The organism is Pseudomonas sp. WHRI 8519 (assembly GCF_040224055.2).
Taxonomy (GTDB): Bacteria; Pseudomonadota; Gammaproteobacteria; order Pseudomonadales; family Pseudomonadaceae; genus Aquipseudomonas; species Aquipseudomonas putida_X.
This window is the reverse complement of record NZ_CP167996.1, coordinates 807,222-826,082: the sequence shown is the minus strand read 5'-3', so window position 1 is coordinate 826,082 and position 18,861 is coordinate 807,222. Positions and strand designations below refer to the sequence as shown.

General features: G+C 59.6%; 7 protein-coding genes, 2 tRNA genes and 3 rRNA genes. All 12 read right to left on the bottom strand.

What is annotated here, in order from left to right:
• Positions 1-26: 26 nt before the first annotated feature.
• Positions 27-2,102 carry an exodeoxyribonuclease V subunit alpha gene (gene recD, locus ABRP30_RS03730; RefSeq protein WP_241806517.1) on the bottom strand — a complete coding sequence of 692 codons (2,076 nt, stop codon included), beginning with the start codon at positions 2,100-2,102 and terminating at the stop codon, positions 27-29.
• On the bottom strand, positions 2,099-5,770 hold the full coding sequence (gene recB, locus ABRP30_RS03725; RefSeq protein WP_349976393.1) for an exodeoxyribonuclease V subunit beta: 3,672 nt from the start codon (positions 5,768-5,770) through the stop codon (positions 2,099-2,101). Before recB ends, recD begins: the two co-directional genes overlap by 4 nt.
• On the bottom strand, positions 5,767-9,243 hold the full coding sequence (gene recC / locus ABRP30_RS03720; RefSeq protein WP_349976394.1) for an exodeoxyribonuclease V subunit gamma: 3,477 nt from the start codon (positions 9,241-9,243) through the stop codon (positions 5,767-5,769). Before recC ends, recB begins: the two co-directional genes overlap by 4 nt.
• 131 nt (positions 9,244-9,374) lie before the next feature.
• Positions 9,375-9,490 (bottom strand): 5S ribosomal RNA (rrf, locus tag ABRP30_RS03715).
• A 134-nt stretch (positions 9,491-9,624) separates the two neighbouring features.
• A 23S ribosomal RNA gene (locus tag ABRP30_RS03710) occupies positions 9,625-12,516 on the bottom strand.
• Positions 12,517-12,758: 242 nt separating this feature from the next.
• Positions 12,759-12,834 (bottom strand) — tRNA-Ala (locus ABRP30_RS03705).
• A 26-nt stretch (positions 12,835-12,860) separates the two neighbouring features.
• Positions 12,861-12,937 (bottom strand) — tRNA-Ile (locus ABRP30_RS03700).
• A gap of 86 nt (positions 12,938-13,023) precedes the next feature.
• Positions 13,024-14,560, bottom strand: a 16S ribosomal RNA gene (locus tag ABRP30_RS03695).
• Together the 16S, 23S and 5S rRNA genes with 2 tRNA genes alongside form the textbook arrangement of a ribosomal RNA operon.
• A gap of 560 nt (positions 14,561-15,120) precedes the next feature.
• A complete protein-coding gene (msrQ, locus tag ABRP30_RS03690; protein ID WP_267820897.1) occupies positions 15,121-15,735 on the bottom strand; it encodes a protein-methionine-sulfoxide reductase heme-binding subunit MsrQ in 615 nt (204 codons plus the stop codon).
• A complete protein-coding gene (gene msrP, locus ABRP30_RS03685; RefSeq protein WP_267820895.1) occupies positions 15,735-16,748 on the bottom strand; it encodes a protein-methionine-sulfoxide reductase catalytic subunit MsrP in 1,014 nt (337 codons plus the stop codon). The genes msrQ and msrP overlap by 1 nt, the downstream gene beginning before the upstream one ends.
• Positions 16,749-16,824: 76 nt before the next feature.
• Positions 16,825-17,676: a CDP-diacylglycerol--serine O-phosphatidyltransferase gene (pssA, locus tag ABRP30_RS03680; protein ID WP_012312687.1), complete on the bottom strand. Its 852-nt coding sequence runs from the start codon at positions 17,674-17,676 to the stop codon at positions 16,825-16,827.
• A 150-nt stretch (positions 17,677-17,826) separates the two neighbouring features.
• Positions 17,827-18,843: a ketol-acid reductoisomerase gene (gene ilvC, locus ABRP30_RS03675; protein WP_012312686.1), complete on the bottom strand. Its 1,017-nt coding sequence runs from the start codon at positions 18,841-18,843 to the stop codon at positions 17,827-17,829.
• Positions 18,844-18,861 lie beyond the last annotated feature (18 nt).

The following is an 18,861-nucleotide window of genomic DNA, read 5'->3' as shown; positions in this document are numbered from 1 at the left end:
CGCACGGCAGCGTCCACAGCAATGCATCACACCTGCTCGAGCATCAAACCGGAGATACGCCGCACCCTGCGCGCCACCGCTTCTTCGAAGATGCCCTGCCGTGGCTCGACCAGGCTGAAGCAATGCTTGGCCCGGGTGATACCGGTGTATACCAGCTCTTTGGTGAGCACCGGGTTGAGCGCGTCGGGCAGTACCAACGCGGTGTGGCTGAATTCAGAGCCCTGAGACTTGTGGACGGTCATGGCGAACACCGTTTCCACCTCGTTGAGCCGGCTGGGCAGCACGAAGCGCACCCCGCCACTGCCGTCGTTGCGTGGGAAGGCCACACGCAGCAGCGGCTCGCCCTGCTCGTCCGGCAAGCGCAGGGCGATGCCGATGTCACCGTTCATCAGGCCCAGACCGTAGTCGTTACGCGTCACCAGTACCGGGCGCCCTTCATACCAAGGCTGCTGGCTGTCGATCAGCCCGGCGCTGTGCAGCACTCGCGCCACCCGCTCATTGAGCCCTTCGACCCCCCAGGCGCCCCTGCGCACCGCGCACAGCAACTGGAAGTCCTCAAAGCTGCGCAGCACCTTGCCAGCCCACTGCTCCCAGAGCGGATCGTCGAAAGCACTGCCAGGCGCCGGACGATGCCGGCCAATGGTGCGCAGGTAGCTGCGATAGCCTTGTGGCCCATCGGCGCCGCGGTTCAGGCCGTCGAGTATCAGCCGATCAAAGGCGCGGTCGTGCTCGCCGCGCAGGGCCAGGCCGAATACATCGGCCGGCGGCATCGTCAACAGATCGCGGGCCGCCTGGGCTTGCTGGCGGTTGACCAGGCGCGCCAGCTGGCCGATACCGCTGCCTTCGCCAAAGCGCCTGGAAAAACGCAGCATCACGACTTGCTGGGCCAAAGGGTTGCGTTGCGCGTCGCCGGCCTTCAGCCCGCTCTCGGCCAGCGACTGACCGCCAATCTGCTCCAGCCATGCTTGGGTAGCGGGCGAGTAGCAGCCCTCTTCGGCATCCCGGCACAAGTCGCCCAGCACCGCACCCGCCTCGACCGAGGCCAGCTGGTCCTTGTCACCCAACAGGATCAACCGGGCTTTGGGGGGCAAGGCATCGAGCAGGTTGGCCATCATTTCGAGGTCGATCATCGAGGCTTCATCCACCACCAGCACATCCAGCGGCAACGGGTTGCCTGCATGGTGACGGAAGTGGCGCGATCCCGGACGGCTGCCGAGCAGCCGGTGCACGGTGCTGACATCGGTAGGAATCTGCCGGCGGACATCGGCACTGACCTGCAAACGCTCGACCTGCTGACCGATGGATTCGGTCAGGCGCGCTGCAGCCTTGCCGGTGGGCGCGGCAAGGCGAATGCGCAGCGGCCTGCCCTGCTCGACTGCAGGCGCCTGCAGCAAGGCCAGCAGGCGCACCACCGTGGTGGTCTTGCCGGTGCCCGGCCCACCGGTGATGATGCTGAAGCCGGCGCGGGTAGCCAGGGCACACGCCAGTTTCTGCCAATCCACCTGACCGGCCAGAGCACCTTCATCAAACAACTGCGCCAGGCGCGCAGGCAGGTCTGCGGGGGTGGCCTCGTCTTGGCCCAGGCGCTGGCGCAGGGTTTCGTCGATCTGCCGCTCGTAACTCCAGTAGCGGCGCAGGTAGAGACGTTCACCGCTGATCACCAATGGCCGGGCCTCATGGCCAGGGGTATCGCCAGCCGCCACCAGGGTGCTGGCGGCAATGCGCTTGCGCCAGGTGTGCAGGTCGAGGTTGGCGAGCAACTGCGACGGCAGCAGCAACGGCCCTGCCAGGGCATCGCCTTCCGGCGGCAGCGACAGGGCGAAATCCGGCTCGGCCAGGGTTTGCTGCAGGTCCAGGCAGACATGCCCGTGGCCCAGCTGATGGCTGGCCAAGGCAGCGGCCAGCAGCAACAGCGGATCGCTGCCGGGGGCGCGCTCTTCCAGAAAGGACACGAATGCACGGTCCAGGGCCCGCAACCAGCCGCGCTCAACCCAGCGGTCGAGCAGTTGCAGCAGGTCTGCGCTGTTGCGTTGTGGCGCCAGCGTCAGCAGGTGCTCGGCGTTCAGTGGCGTAGGCAAGAGGTCATCAAGGGTGCGACTCATGGCGCAGCTCCGGCGAACAGGTCGTGTTGTTGAGGCGCATGCACGCCACGGAACAGCGCATCGAGTGCTTCGATCAACTCACGTGGCGGCTTGGCGAAGTACACGCCGTGGCCGCTGCTGCTGGCGCCGCGCAAGAAGATGAACAGCGCACCGCCCACATGCTGGTCATAATCGTAATCGGGCAGCCGGGCACGCAACTGGCGATGCAGGGCCAGCAGATAAAGCACGTACTGCAAGTCGTAGCGGTGCTCCAGGATCGCCTTTTCCATGGCCGGCGTGTCATAGGCCTGGGTATCCGGGCCAAGCCAGTTGGACTTGTAGTCGGCCACGTAATAGCGGCCATCGAGCTCGAACGCCAGGTCGATGAAGCCTTTGAACATGCCGTTGAGCAGCGTCGGCTGAGCTGCGGGGCGCGCTGCACCTGGATGGGTGTGGCGGGCGACCAACTGGTCAAGCTGCTGGGCATCGACCTGATGGCTGGCGAACCAGAACTCCATTTCTATCTGATAGTGCTGCAACTGCGCCAACCTCAGGCTCATGTCACGGGCAGGCAGTGGCTCGTTCAGCAGTTGCTGCAACCATTGGCTCAGTGCCGGGATCCAGCCAGTCCAATCGCGCCGGTTGCAGCGCTGGCCGACGGTGCGCTCGACCAGTTTGGGGTTGGCGGCGACCTCGGCGAAGCCTTCGCGCCCGGCCCACTCGAGCAAACCATGGAGGAAGGTGCCGGGGTTCGGCCCGCGCGGGAAGCGGTGGATGTCGCCGCCGTCGGCGGGCACCTCGCGGGGCAGTTGAATAGCGCCCCCCTCATCGTCGAGCAACTGCTGGGCCAGGGAGCTGTCGGCACCCAGTGTCTGTTCACCCACCCGCAAGGCGCTGTAGGACGCGATCCACCAATGCTCCGCTGCTGCGCGACGAGGCTTGCGTGCAGGCTGCAGCTCGCGTTCGGCATGGGGCGTGCGGTAGCGCTGTTCGTCTGCCTCTGGCAGGCCGGGGCAGGCAATGTGTGGGCAGCCGGCCAGCAAGCTCTGCAGCCAGTCCGCCAGTTGCGCCGAGCCCTGCAGCGGTTCACCGCCGCCAAGCAGATAGCCGAGAGCGGAGCGGTGCAGCTGCGAACTTTTCTGGTTACCGCGCTTGAGGTCGGCAACGCCCAGCCAGCATGCATGCTGGGCACGGGTGAGGGCCACGTAGAGCAGGCGCAGGTCTTCCGCGAGGCGCTCATCATCGGCCAAGGCAATCTGCGTCGGGTCGGGGGTCAGGGTCAGTTGCGCCTGCCCTTGGCTGTCGTGCCAGGCCAGCGGCAGGCGACTACCGTCGACCGGTTTGCTGGTGCAGATGAACGGCAGGTAGACCAAGGGGTATTCCAGGCCTTTGGATTTGTGGATGGTCACCACCTTGACCAGCTGTTCGTCGCTCTCCAGACGAAGGATCTGGTCTTCACTGGCCTGGCCGGCGTTGGCCAAGTGCTCGGCCAGGTGGCGGATCAGCGCTTGCTCGCCATCCAGTTCGCCCGCCGCTTGCTGCAGCAGCTCCGCCAGGTGCAGCAGGTTGGTCAACACCCGCTCGCCATCGCTGCGGGCAACGAGCGTACGCGGCAACTGAAAATCGTGCAGCAGGTGCCGCAACATCGGTAGTACGCCTTGGCGCTGCCAGGTGTCGCGGTAGCGGCGAAAACGCATGACCCAGTCCTCCCAGACCCGCTCGTCCTGGTTCAACTGGTCCAGCTCGGCCAGCGACAGGTCCAGGGTCAGGCTGGCCAAGGCGGCCTTGAGCAGGCGCTCGGAGTCCGGCTCGGCGCAAGCCTTGAGCCAGGCCAGCAGGTCATGCGCTTCCTGGGCGGCGAAGACCGAGTCCTTGTCGGACAGGTACACGCTGCGAACGTCACGGGCGGCAAGTTCGGCTCGCACCAACTGCGCCTCATGGCCGTCACGTACGAGAATGGCGATGTCAGAGGGCAGGCACGGGCGCAGTTCGCCGTCAGCCTTGCTGAAACCGCTCTGGCCGCGCTGGGCACTGTTGAGCAGGGCGACGATGTGGCTGGCGCAGCTGGCCGCCAGTTGCTGCCGGTACAGTGTGCTGGAGACGGGGTCTTCGCTCTCCAATTGCCAACACTGCAGGGCCGGGATTGCCTGGCCGTCGATCAACAGGCGTTCGCTGCGCCCCTTGGCGCGTACCTCGATGAACGGCAACGGGTTGTCATGGCCTTCGCGGAACAGGAAGGCGCCCCGCCCTTGCTCACGGGCTTCGGCCTGCAGGAACACCTGATTGACAGCGGCCACCATTGCTTCACTGGAGCGGTAATTGGTGTCCAGGCTGTGCAGCCGTCCGGCGGTGGCGCGCCGCGCGGACAGGTAGGTGTAAATGTCGGCGCCACGGAAGGCATAGATGGCCTGTTTGGGGTCGCCGATCATGAACAGACCGGTTTCCTCACGATTTTCGCTGATGCGGTAGATGCGCTCGAAGATGCCGTACTGAACAGGGTCGGTATCCTGGAATTCGTCGATCAGGGCTACCGGGAACTGTTCGCGAATCAGGCCTGCCAACCTCTCGCCGGCTTCACTGGCCAACGCATGTTGCAGGCGCAGCAGCATATCGTCGAAGCCCATCTCGGCGCGGCGGCGCTTTTCCACCTCGAAGCGCGCCGAAACCCAGGCGGCGGCGTGCTCGAGCAGGCGGGCATCGGGGCTGGCCAAGGCCTGTAGCTGTTGTGGCAGATCGTGCATGGCGTGCAAGGCCGGGTGATCTGGAGGCTCACCGATCTTCCAGGCTTCGGCCATGCCTGCCGGGGTCAGGCGCGTAAAGCCAGTCCCTAGGTCAAGCTCCACTATCTGATCATCAGCAGCCCAGGCGCGTAACTTGTCGAACCAGGGTTCGAAGAAGCGCGCCTGCAGTTTGCGCCCGTCGACCTGCTTGGCGGCGACGGCGTCCCGGCAGATCTGTTGCAACTGCTCGGCCCACTGCGCCCATGGGGCTTTGAGTTGGTACAACTGATCGGCGCGCTCCAGCAGCGCTGCATCGATCAGCGCTTGCGGTTCTTGCTCATCCTGCTGGGCACGCACACGACCAAACAATGGGCGGATCCGGGGCAACAGTGCATCGGGGCTGCCCCAATGGCTGCGCACCCAGCCCAGCGCCGCGCCGTGCATGCCGTAGCAGAAACGCCGCCAGTAGTCGCGCATGACCTGGCCAAGCAGGTCGCTGTGGTCGGTTTCCAGGCTCTGGGTGAACAGGCTGCCGCTGTCGAAGGCATGTTCGCGAAGCATGCGCTGGCACCAGCCATGAATGGTCGAGACTGCCGCTTCGTCCATCCACTGTACGGCGATCTCCAGGCGGTTGGCGCAGCGAGGCCAGTGCTCCTGTGGATAATCGTCACGTAGCTGGTGCAACAGCGGGTCGGCTTCTGGCAGCTCGCCGCGAAAGAAGCGTGCAGCCTCGGCCAGGCGCGCGCGAATACGCTCGCGCAGTTCCTTGGTGGCTGCATCGGTGAAGGTCACCACGAGGATCTGCGGTGGCAGCAGTTCGCGGGCAAAAGCGTGCTCGCCGCCATGGCCAAGTATCAGCCGCAGGTAAAGGGCTGAAATGGTGAACGTCTTGCCGGTACCGGCACTGGCTTCGATCAGTTGGCTGCCGTGCAGGGGGAAACTCAGTGCCAGGGGACGGACCTGGGTCATGCGCCACTCTCCGGGTTGCCCAGCGTCTGCCAGGCTGCGCTGTATAACGGGCGGTACAGGGTTTCGCACCAGCCTTCAAAGGTTTCGTCGGCACTGAGTGCGGCGAAGTCACGGAATTGTCGGGCCAGGGCCAGGCTTTCGCTGCGCTCACCGAAACTGGTGCGGCCATCACCTTCGTAAGCACGCGCGGCTGCGGCGAGGGCTTTGTCAGGATCGTCCTGGGCCAGCCAGGCGAACGCTGTCTTGGCGGCAACCGGCAGCGGCGCATTCATTGCGGCCTGGCGTGACACCAGCAAATGGCCGAGCTGCTCAGCAGCTTGGTGTTGTGACAGTGGCGCAAGCAGCAAGGTGATGTCGCTGGCCAACAGGGCGCTATACAGTGGATAGCCTTCGGCGCAGGCCGCCAGGTGCATGACCCAACTGGCGATCAGCCGGTGCCACTTGAGACTGTTACGCCCGGCGCTGATGGTGTTGGGCACCGTGGTGATGCTCAACAGGCTTTGGTCGGCGGCCTGGTAGACCCGGCCAAGCCAGCCCTCAAGGCGATGACTGCCCTGTTCGAAACTGATCGGCAGCGCGCCCTCCACCACCTCGGGCCAGCGCTGCAACAATTGGCGATGGCGTTGCAGCAGGTCGGGCAGCGGCTGAATCAGTTCGGCCTGTAAAAGCTCACCGAACCCGGCCAACGGCAGCATGCCGCATGCCTGCAGCCGGCGCGCCTGGGCTTGCAGCGCATGCTCGGCGTTTTCCGGGTCGGCCAGCGCCGCCCCGAGCAGGCTTTCGCTGGCGCTGTAGCGCTGCAGGGCGTCGAGGACGAACGGCTCCTCATCTGGCGTCGGCGCCTCCAGCGCCTCGAAAAACACCTTCAGCCGCTGGCTGAAGAAGTGCCGCACCGGATTACGCAGAAAATCCTGCAGTTGTGTGAGCGTCAGGGCTTCATCGCCCACGTAGGGTGGCAGGCCAATGTCTGCCTGTTCGCCCTCATCGCTGACCTGGTGCAGCAGCTGCCATTCATGGGCGTAGCTGAACAACGCGCTGCCTTTCTGGAAATAACGCGAGCTGAAGGGCTGCAGCGGGTGCTCTTGCGTCAACCCATGCAACAACTGCTCGCCCGCGTGCTGGCTGTCCCTGCCACCGGCCAGCCGCCAACCTGCAGCCAGGTGATCGCGCAGTTGGCCTATGAGCACGGATGCCGGACGCTCGCTGTTGTCGCGGATGCTCCGGCCGACCCAGCTGATGTATAGCTGATCGCGCGCGGACAACAACGCCTCGAGCAGCAGGTAACGGTCATCCTCCCGGCGCGAGCGGTCGCCGGGGCGGTAATCACTGGCCATCAGGTCGAAGTCCAGCGGCTGCTGGGCGCGCGGGTAATCGCCATCATTCATGCCCAGCAGGCAGACCACCCGGAACGGGATGGCACGCATTGGCATGAGGGTGCAAAAGTTTACCGAACCGGCAAGAAAACGCTGGGACAGCTTGCCCTGATCCAGGCCCGACAACCACGCCTCGCGTATGACGGTGAGGGGTAGCACGTCTAGCAAGCCGACAGTCTCGCACACCTCCAGCCAGCTATCGCGCAGCTCCTGCAGTTGCATGAGCAGGAACTCGTCATGTTCGCCTTCTGCCAGGAAGAACACTTGCAACAACGCGTTCAGCCGCTCGCCCCATTGGGCAGCAGTGGCTGGCTGTGAGAGGGCATGGTTGGCCACATCCAGAGCGTCGAGCAACGCCACCAACGGGCCGATCAGCGCAGCATCCAGCCCGCCGATTTCGTCGTAGGGTTCGATACCGTCGCAGCCTTCCCCCATACCGACGGCATAACCCAACAACATACGCCGCAGGCCGAACCGCCAGCTGTTCTGCTCAAGGCCTTCGGGCAGGCCCAGGGCCGCTCGCTGCTCGGCATTGAGCCCCCAGCGGATACCGGCACCTTCGATCCAGCGGTGCAGCGTGGGCAGGTCGCTTTCGCGGATCCCGAAACGGGCTCGCACAGCCGGTACGTCCAGCAGATCGAGCACCTCGCTGACGGCGAAACGGCTGTCTGGCAGCTTGAGCAGATGCTCCAGGGCAATCAGCAAGGGATCCCGCCCGCGCTGGCCCTGATCGGTCAGGGTAAAGGGTATGTAACGCGGGTCGTTACGCTGTAACTGACCGAAAACGGCGCGGATATGCGGTGCATAGGTGTCGATCGCCGGGAGCATGACAATGACGTCACGCGGGCGCAGGGTGGGGTCGGCACTGAAGCGGGCCAACAACTGGTCGTGCAGGATCTCGACTTCGCGCTGTGGGCTGTGGGCGATGTGGAAGCGGATGGAGCGGTCTTTTGTCAGAACCACCTCAGGCCACAGCTCACGGGTTTCGGTAAGCGGGCGCAGTTCGAGGATATCGTCCTGCAGCTGCTTGAGCAGTGTTGTAGGCTCGCTTTCGCTGAACAAGTCGATGCGCCCGTCGCTGAATGCGCCCTGGTAGCTGCCTGGGTCGTCATAACTGTCGAGCAGGTTGATGTAGTCCCGCCCCTGTTTGCCCCAGGCGGCCAGCAAGGGGTGGGCGTGCTGGTGCAAGGACTCGTCATCCAGTTGCACGGGCATGCCCTGTTTGCGTTGCTGGCGCTTGTACTGGTGGCGCAGCAGGTCCTTGTCGGCGACGATGTCCGCCCAGTGGTGGCGACAAGGGTTGTGCACACACAGCAATACCTGGCTGAAGCGTGCAAGGCCTGCCAGCGCTTCCAAGGCTTGGGCAGGCAGGGATGAGATACCGAATACGATTACCCGTGAAGGCAGGCCCGCAGGGGGCTGCTCAAGGCTGTTGATACGTTCGATGAACCGCTGGTGCACCCCTGCCCGGCTTTGGGCCATGCCTTGTTCACCCACATCCTCGAGCAGGGCCCGCCACAGCTCTGCCTGCCAGCGGTTGCCAGGCGCCAGAGGCTTGCGTTCGCCACGGGCCGTATTGAGGACGTGCTGCCCGGCAGCCCAGTCCTTCAGCCAGTCGGCACGATAGACCTGGTATTGGTCGAACAGGTCAGCCAGGCGCTCTGCAAGCTGATAGCGTTTGCGCAGATCGCCGTCGTCAGTGAGGAAGCGTCGCAACGGCTCGAAATGCGGGCGCTCGATCAACGCGGGTAGCAAACGCATGAGTCGCCAGGTCAGCGGGGCCTTGTCGAGCAGGGAGACTTCCGGGATTTCGTCACGCCCGAGGACTTTTCTGTACAACTGCCACATGAAGCTGCCTGGCAACTGCACTTCGATGGCAGCAGCGATCCCACAGCCGCCTTGGTCATCTTCGAGCGGGTCCTCGGCCAAGGCCAGCTTGAGCCACTGGGCGATACCATTGCTCTGCACCAGAGCAATTTCGTTTTCCAGGGGGGCCAGCGGATAGCGCCGCATCCAGCTCACCACCAGGCTGCGCAAGTCGTCCAGGCGGTTGCCGTGCACGATCATGAAGCCGGGGTGGAGTGAAGTCGGGTTGGCCATTGATGGTTCTCTGAAGGCAGTTCGGGCTGATGGGAACGATATCACGGCTAACCGCCGAGTCCGGGATCTGTAAAAGCCAGAAAAGACAAAACCCCTACCTGCTCGCGCAGATAGGGGTTTTGCGAAATGAATCTTGACGATGACCTACTCTCACATGGGGAAACCCCACACTACCATCGGCGATGCATCGTTTCACTACTGAGTTCGGGATGGGATCAGGTGGTTCCAATGCTCTATGGTCGTCAAGAAATTCTGTAGCCAGAATGTCCAGATGGACAGCCCAGCGAATCCGGATATGCGATATTTGTGGTTCGTTGCGAACTTTCGGTTCGTATCATCTTCACCACCACAATCTGCAGCAGCAAATTGCTTGGGTGTTATATGGTCAAGCCTCACGGGCAATTAGTATTGGTTAGCTCAACGCCTCACAGCGCTTACACACCCAACCTATCAACGTCGTAGTCTTCGACGGCCCTTTAGGGGATTCAAGATCCCAGTGAGATCTCATCTTGAGGCAAGTTTCCCGCTTAGATGCTTTCAGCGGTTATCTCTTCCGAACATAGCTACCCGGCAATGCCACTGGCGTGACAACCGGAACACCAGAGGTTCGTCCACTCCGGTCCTCTCGTACTAGGAGCAGCCCCTCTCAAATCTCAAACGTCCACGGCAGATAGGGACCGAACTGTCTCACGACGTTCTAAACCCAGCTCGCGTACCACTTTAAATGGCGAACAGCCATACCCTTGGGACCGGCTTCAGCCCCAGGATGTGATGAGCCGACATCGAGGTGCCAAACACCGCCGTCGATATGAACTCTTGGGCGGTATCAGCCTGTTATCCCCGGAGTACCTTTTATCCGTTGAGCGATGGCCCTTCCATACAGAACCACCGGATCACTAAGACCTACTTTCGTACCTGCTCGACGTGTTTGTCTCGCAGTCAAGCGCGCTTTTGCCTTTATACTCTACGACCGATTTCCGACCGGTCTGAGCGCACCTTCGTACTCCTCCGTTACTCTTTGGGAGGAGACCGCCCCAGTCAAACTACCCACCATACACTGTCCTCGATCCGGATAACGGACCTGAGTTAGAACCTCAAAGTTGCCAGGGTGGTATTTCAAGGATGGCTCCATGAGAACTGGCGTCCCCACTTCAAAGCCTCCCACCTATCCTACACAAGCAAATTCAAAGTCCAGTGCAAAGCTATAGTAAAGGTTCACGGGGTCTTTCCGTCTAGCCGCGGATACACTGCATCTTCACAGCGATTTCAATTTCACTGAGTCTCGGGTGGAGACAGCGCCGCCATCGTTACGCCATTCGTGCAGGTCGGAACTTACCCGACAAGGAATTTCGCTACCTTAGGACCGTTATAGTTACGGCCGCCGTTTACCGGGGCTTCGATCAAGAGCTTCGCTTGCGCTAACCCCATCAATTAACCTTCCGGCACCGGGCAGGCGTCACACCCTATACGTCCACTTTCGTGTTTGCAGAGTGCTGTGTTTTTAATAAACAGTCGCAGCGGCCTGGTATCTTCGACCGGCATGAGCTTACGGAGCAAGTCCTTCACCCTCACCGGCGCACCTTCTCCCGAAGTTACGGTGCCATTTTGCCTAGTTCCTTCACCCGAGTTCTCTCAAGCGCCTTGGTATTCTCTACCTAACCACCTGTGTCGGTTTGGGGTACGGTTCCCAGTTATCTGAAGCTTAGGAGCTTTTCTTGGAAGCATGGCATCAACCACTTCGTCGCCTAAAGGCAACTCGTCATCAGCTCTCGGCCTTGAGATCCCGGATTTGCCTAAGATCTCAGCCTACCACCTTAAACTTGGACAACCAACGCCAAGCTGGCCTAGCCTTCTCCGTCCCTCCATCGCAATAACTGGAAGTACAGGAATATTAACCTGTTTTCCATCGACTACGCTTTTCAGCCTCGCCTTAGGGACCGACTAACCCTGCGTCGATTAACGTTGCGCAGGAAACCTTGGTCTTTCGGCGTGCGAGTTTTTCACTCGCATTGTCGTTACTCATGTCAGCATTCGCACTTCTGATACCTCCAGCAAGCTTCTCAACTCACCTTCACAGGCTTACAGAACGCTCCTCTACCGCATCACCAGAGGTGATACCCGTAGCTTCGGTGCATGGTTTGAGCCCCGTTACATCTTCCGCGCAGGCCGACTCGACTAGTGAGCTATTACGCTTTCTTTAAAGGGTGGCTGCTTCTAAGCCAACCTCCTAGCTGTCTAAGCCTTCCCACATCGTTTCCCACTTAACCATGACTTTGGGACCTTAGCTGACGGTCTGGGTTGTTTCCCTTTTCACGACGGACGTTAGCACCCGCCGTGTGTCTCCCATGCTCGGCACTTGTAGGTATTCGGAGTTTGCATCGGTTTGGTAAGTCGGGATGACCCCCTAGCCGAAACAGTGCTCTACCCCCTACAGTGATACATGAGGCGCTACCTAAATAGCTTTCGAGGAGAACCAGCTATCTCCGAGCTTGATTAGCCTTTCACTCCGATCCACAGGTCATCCGCTAACTTTTCAACGGTAGTCGGTTCGGTCCTCCAGTCAGTGTTACCTAACCTTCAACCTGCCCATGGATAGATCGCCCGGTTTCGGGTCTATACCCAGCGACTAAACGCCCTATTAAGACTCGCTTTCGCTACGCCTCCCCTATTCGGTTAAGCTCGCCACTGAATATAAGTCGCTGACCCATTATACAAAAGGTACGCAGTCACCTAACAAAGTAGGCTCCCACTGCTTGTACGCATACGGTTTCAGGTTCTATTTCACTCCCCTCTCCGGGGTTCTTTTCGCCTTTCCCTCACGGTACTGGTTCACTATCGGTCAGTCAGTAGTATTTAGCCTTGGAGGATGGTCCCCCCATGTTCAGACAAAGTTTCTCGTGCTCCGTCCTACTCGATTTCATTGATAAGAGATTTTCGTGTACGGGGCTATCACCCACTATGGCCGCACTTTCCAGAGCGTTCCACTAATCTCAAATCAACTTAAGGGCTGGTCCCCGTTCGCTCGCCACTACTAAGGGAATCTCGGTTGATTTCTTTTCCTCAGGGTACTTAGATGTTTCAGTTCCCCTGGTTCGCCTCTTGCACCTATGTATTCAGTACAAGATACTCAGCTTATGCTGAGTGGGTTCCCCCATTCAGAGATCTCTGGATCACAGTCTGTTTGCCGACTCCCCAAAGCTTATCGCAGGCTACCACGTCTTTCATCGCCTCTGACTGCCAAGGCATCCACCGTATGCGCTTCTTCACTTGACCATATAACCCCAAGCAATCTGGTTATACTGTGAAGACGACATTCGCCGAAAATTCGCATGTTGCTCTTTCGAGCAGAACTCACAAATTTTACCTTAGCCTGATCCACCAGCAGTGAAACTGGTGTTCAGTCTATTTCTATCACATATCCGAATTTTTAAAGAACGATCTGACAAAAGCCAGAAATCAACATTCATCACCGAATGTTCATTTCTAAGTTCTGAAAGCTGTACAACCTGAAAGAGTGGTGGAGCCAAGCGGGATCGAACCGCTGACCTCCTGCGTGCAAGGCAGGCGCTCTCCCAGCTGAGCTATGGCCCCGTATTTTCTAGGCCGCACCAAGTAATTGGTAGGTCTGGGCAGATTTGAACTGCCGACCTCACCCTTATCAGGGGTGCGCTCTAACCAACTGAGCTACAGACCTATAACAGGGTCGCGTTACAGCATCGTCTTTATACAAAGAATCAAGCAATTCGTGTGGGAGCTCATCAGCAGGCTGATGTCGTCGATTAAGGAGGTGATCCAGCCGCAGGTTCCCCTACGGCTACCTTGTTACGACTTCACCCCAGTCATGAATCACACCGTGGTAACCGTCCTCCCGAAGGTTAGACTAGCTACTTCTGGTGCAACCCACTCCCATGGTGTGACGGGCGGTGTGTACAAGGCCCGGGAACGTATTCACCGCGACATTCTGATTCGCGATTACTAGCGATTCCGACTTCACGCAGTCGAGTTGCAGACTGCGATCCGGACTACGATCGGTTTTGTGAGATTAGCTCCACCTCGCGGCTTGGCAACCCTCTGTACCGACCATTGTAGCACGTGTGTAGCCCAGGCCGTAAGGGCCATGATGACTTGACGTCATCCCCACCTTCCTCCGGTTTGTCACCGGCAGTCTCCTTAGAGTGCCCACCATAACGTGCTGGTAACTAAGGACAAGGGTTGCGCTCGTTACGGGACTTAACCCAACATCTCACGACACGAGCTGACGACAGCCATGCAGCACCTGTGTCAGAGTTCCCGAAGGCACCAATCCATCTCTGGAAAGTTCTCTGCATGTCAAGGCCTGGTAAGGTTCTTCGCGTTGCTTCGAATTAAACCACATGCTCCACCGCTTGTGCGGGCCCCCGTCAATTCATTTGAGTTTTAACCTTGCGGCCGTACTCCCCAGGCGGTCAACTTAATGCGTTAGCTGCGCCACTAAAATCTCAAGGATTCCAACGGCTAGTTGACATCGTTTACGGCGTGGACTACCAGGGTATCTAATCCTGTTTGCTCCCCACGCTTTCGCACCTCAGTGTCAGTATCAGTCCAGGTGGTCGCCTTCGCCACTGGTGTTCCTTCCTATATCTACGCATTTCACCGCTACACAGGAAATTCCACCACCCTCTACCGTACTCTAGCTTGCCAGTTTTGGATGCAGTTCCCAGGTTGAGCCCGGGGCTTTCACATCCAACTTAACAAACCACCTACGCGCGCTTTACGCCCAGTAATTCCGATTAACGCTTGCACCCTCTGTATTACCGCGGCTGCTGGCACAGAGTTAGCCGGTGCTTATTCTGTCGGTAACGTCAAAACACTAACGTATTAGGTTAATGCCCTTCCTCCCAACTTAAAGTGCTTTACAATCCGAAGACCTTCTTCACACACGCGGCATGGCTGGATCAGGCTTTCGCCCATTGTCCAATATTCCCCACTGCTGCCTCCCGTAGGAGTCTGGACCGTGTCTCAGTTCCAGTGTGACTGATCATCCTCTCAGACCAGTTACGGATCGTCGCCTTGGTGAGCCATTACCCCACCAACTAGCTAATCCGACCTAGGCTCATCTGATAGCGCAAGGCCCGAAGGTCCCCTGCTTTCTCCCGTAGGACGTATGCGGTATTAGCGTTCCTTTCGAAACGTTGTCCCCCACTACCAGGCAGATTCCTAGGCATTACTCACCCGTCCGCCGCTGAATCAAGGAGCAAGCTCCCGTCATCCGCTCGACTTGCATGTGTTAGGCCTGCCGCCAGCGTTCAATCTGAGCCATGATCAAACTCTTCAGTTCAATACTGCTTGGGTTTTTAAGAAACCCTAAACTTGGCTCAGCAATCTCAAATGACTATGTGATTTCTCGCATGGTCACTTGTGATGCTGATAATCTTTTTGACTATCAGTCCGTACTCACAAGCACCCACACGAATTGCTTGATTCGATTTGTTAAAGAGCGTTTGGTTAAGAGCGTTTCGTCTCAACCGAGGCGCGCATTCTACGCTTTCCTCAGAGCCTGTCAAGCGTTTATTTTGAAGTTTTTTGCGAGAAACTCGTTTAGCTTCAAACACTTGGCTCGCTTCGATCTCTCGTAGCGGGAGGCGAATAATACAGCGTTTAGAAGCGCTGTCAACCACCATTTCAACCGCTATCGATCAGATGACCGAAACACCTCCAGCACTACCTGGATTAAGTAACCCATTGAATTTCAAGGAGTTTCTCGTTCCGACTACGCTGGAAGTGGGGCGCATTATAAGGGGAATCGAGAGGGCGTCAACCTTTAATTTCAAGAAAATGACACATAGACGGAAGTGGCTCAATAAAGCGCAACGATGGTTTGACGTCATCTTGTAGCACCTACGAAGCCACCCTTCCCCGCCGCCCCATGATTCGAGGCACGCGCCGCGCCACCGCTGGCACCCGCAGCACCATCAACAAGACCCCGATGGCTGCATAGATCGCCCACTCACGGAGATCGGAGCGCACGATCCACAGGAAATGCAGCAGGCCCAACCCGAGAATCACATAAACCAGCTTGTGCAGTTTCTTCCAGCGTGCGCCCAAGCGCCGCTGGCTGTAGCGATTGGAAGTCACCGCCAGCGCCAGCAAACCCAGGAAGCCGAGCGCCCCCACAATAATGTACGGCCGCTTGCGCAGCTCGACGGCAAACTGCCCCCAATCCAGCCCCAGGATAAAGAACAGGTAGCAAAGGAGGTGCAACACGATATAGGCAAAACACCACAACCCCAGCTGCCGACGCACAACGATCCAACCCGACCACCCCGTCAGCTTCTGCAGCGGCGTCATGCTCAGCGTGATCAAAAGGAAGATCAACGCCCCCAGCCCAAGCCGATCCATAAGGATCTTCCCCGGGTCCGGTCCAAGCAGGTTCATGGCCGCCTCATACAACCACCACAGCGGAAACGCACAACCGACGATAAAGATCGCCAGGCGCAGCCAGGGATAACGCATCAATAGTTCTTCCGCAGGTCGAGGCCAGCGTACAGCGACGCCACTTCATCGGCGTAGCCATTGAACATCTGTGTCTGTCGCACATTGGGGCTGAACAGGCCACTGGGCAGGCGCCGCTCGCGCGCCTGGCTCCAACGCGGGTGATCGACCTCAGGGTTCACGTTGGCATAGAAACCATATTCATCAGGCGCAAGGCTCTCCCAGGTGGTGCGCGGCCGTTCGGCCACCAAGCTGATTCGCACGATCGACTTGATGCTCTTGAACCCATACTTCCACGGCACCACCAGCCGCAGGGGCGCACCGTTCTGGTTGGGCAGCTCCCGCCCATACATGCCGACCGCCAGGATCGCCAGGGGATTCATCGCCTCGTCCAGGCGCAAGCCCTCCTCATAAGGCCAATCGATCAAGGCGAAGCCCGAACGCTGCCCCGGCATGTTTTGCGGATCCTGCAGGGTCTCGAACCGCACATAGCGCGCCTTCGAAGTCGGCTCAACCTGCTTGAGCACCTGGGCCAGGGGAAAGCCCAGCCAGGGGATGACCATTGACCAGGCCTCCACGCAGCGCAACCGATAGATACGCTCTTCAAGCGCGTAGGGTTTGACAAAATCTTCCAGCGCATAGCGCCCGGGCTTGCCAACCTCGCCATCGACCACCACCGACCAGGGCTCGGTCTTCAGGCTCCCGGCATTGGCGGCTGGGTCGCCTTTATCAGGCCCGAACTCATAGAAGTTGTTGTAATGCGTGGCATCCTTGAAGGGCGTTATCGCCTCGTCTTTTACCGTCACGGCTTGCCAACGCGTTTCAGCCAGCTTGCTGGTGAACCAGGCCGGCGCGTTGCCTGCCTCGACATCTGCGTAACGCGACGCTTGGGCCGCGCGCGCGGCAAAGGGCATCGCCCCCAGCGCAACGGCGGCCATGGAGCCACCCAGCAGGGTACGACGGGAAAGGTAGATGCTTTCGGGCGTGATCTCCGATGCCTTGCAATCGGAAGACCTGGGAAGCTTTATAAGCATGACGGCTCCACAGCACTGGTTAGCGGATGTACCAGTAAGACTATGGAGCCGCAGGGTTATTCCATCATTAAATCATTCAAGATTTACGATGGCGGCCTTTGAGCAGGAACTGGATCGGGCCGGAAGCGGCGTAGGCGAGGAAGATCAGCAGCAGGATGCGCGGCGGATCGCTGAATACCACGGCAAACACCAGCACCACCGCCAGGATCGCCACGAACGGCACGCGCCCCTTGAGGTCGAGCTCCTTGAAGCTGTTGTACTTGATGTTGCTGACCATCAGCATACCGGCAGCGGCAACCAGCAGTGCCACCAGGAACGACAACTTGGACCCCTGGATGCCATAGTCGCTGAAGGCCCACACGGTGCCGGCCACCACCCCAGCGGCAGCCGGGCTGGCCAGGCCGATGAAGTAGCGCTTGTCAGCAGTCCCGACCTGGGTATTGAAACGCGCCAGGCGCAGCGCGGCGCCAGCGACATAGATGAAGGCGACCATCCAGCCGACCTTGCCCATATCGCCCAGCGCCCAGCCGAAGGCCAGCAGGGCCGGGGCCACGCCGAAGGCGACCATGTCCGACAACGAATCGTACTCGGCCCCAAAGGCGCTCTGGGTGTTGGTCATGCGGGCGACGCGGCCATCGAGGCCGTCGAGCACCATGGCCACGAAGATGGCGATGGCGGCAAAGGCAAAGTACTTGCTCGCCTCGCGCGGGTCGCCAGCACTGAGGGCGCTCTGCGCGCTCATCGAGTTGATGATGGAGTAGAAACCGGCAAACAGGTTGGCGGTGGTGAACAGGTTGGGCAACAGATAGATACCGCGATGGCGCACCTTGCGCCCTTCGGCATCATGCCCTTCTTCAACGTGCTCATCGACAGGTAGCAGGCTTTCGGCGTCGGAGGGCTTGTTCGGCTCTTCGGGACGTTCGCTCATGGAGGGTACCTTGCAACAGGATGGAAAATGTTCGACACGGGCCCGCGAAACAGGTTCTGACGGCAGGCCACTGGTCTGCTTTATACCAGAAGCTGAATGCCAGAACGAAAAAACGCGGCCGAAGCCGCGTTTTTCATCATTCGATAAGACTCAGTTCTTGGTCTTGTCGACGATTTTGTTAGCCGAGATCCACGGCATCATCGAACGCAGTTGCTCGCCGATGACTTCGATACCGTGAGCGGCGTTGTTGCGACGCTTGGCGGTCATCGATGGGTAGTTGGTGGCGCCTTCGGAGATGAACATCTTCGCGTACTCGCCGTCCTGGATGCGCTTCAGAGCGTTGCGCATGGCCTTGCGGGATTCTTCGTTGATGACTTCGGGACCGGTGACGTACTCACCGTACTCGGCGTTGTTGGAGATCGAGTAGTTCATGTTGGCGATACCGCCTTCGTACATGAGGTCGACGATCAGTTTCAGCTCGTGCAGGCACTCGAAGTAGGCCATTTCCGGCGCGTAGCCAGCTTCCACCAGGGTTTCGAAACCGGCTTTGACCAGCTCGACGGTACCGCCGCACAGAACGGCCTGCTCACCGAACAGGTCGGTTTCGGTCTCGTCCTTGAAGGTGGTTTCGATGATGCCGGTGCGGCCGCCACCAACGCCCGAAGCGTAGGACAGGGCGACGTTCTTGGCGTTGCCGGAGGCGTCCTGGTAGATAGCGATCAGGTCAGGGATACCGCCGCCTTTGACGAACTCGGAACGCACGGTGTGGCCCGGGGCCTTCGGCGCGATCATGATCACGTCGAGGTCGGCACGTGGAACGACCTGGTTGTAATGGATCGAGAAACCGTGGGAGAAGGCCAGGGTGGCGCCCTTCTTGATGTTCGGCTCGATTTCGTTCTTGTACAGAGCGCCCTGGAACTCGTCCGGAGTCAGGATCATGACCAGGTCGGCAGCAGCGACGGCGGTGGCAACATCGGCCACTTTCAGGCCGTGGGCTTCAGCCTTGGCAACGGTAGCCGAACCTTTACGCAGACCGACGGTAACGTCTACACCAGAGTCCTTCAGGTTGCACGCTTGAGCGTGGCCCTGAGAACCGTAACCGATGATGGCGACTTTCTTGCCCTGGATGATGGAAAGGTCGCAGTCTTTATCGTAGAAAACTTTCATGAAATACCCCTGGTTATA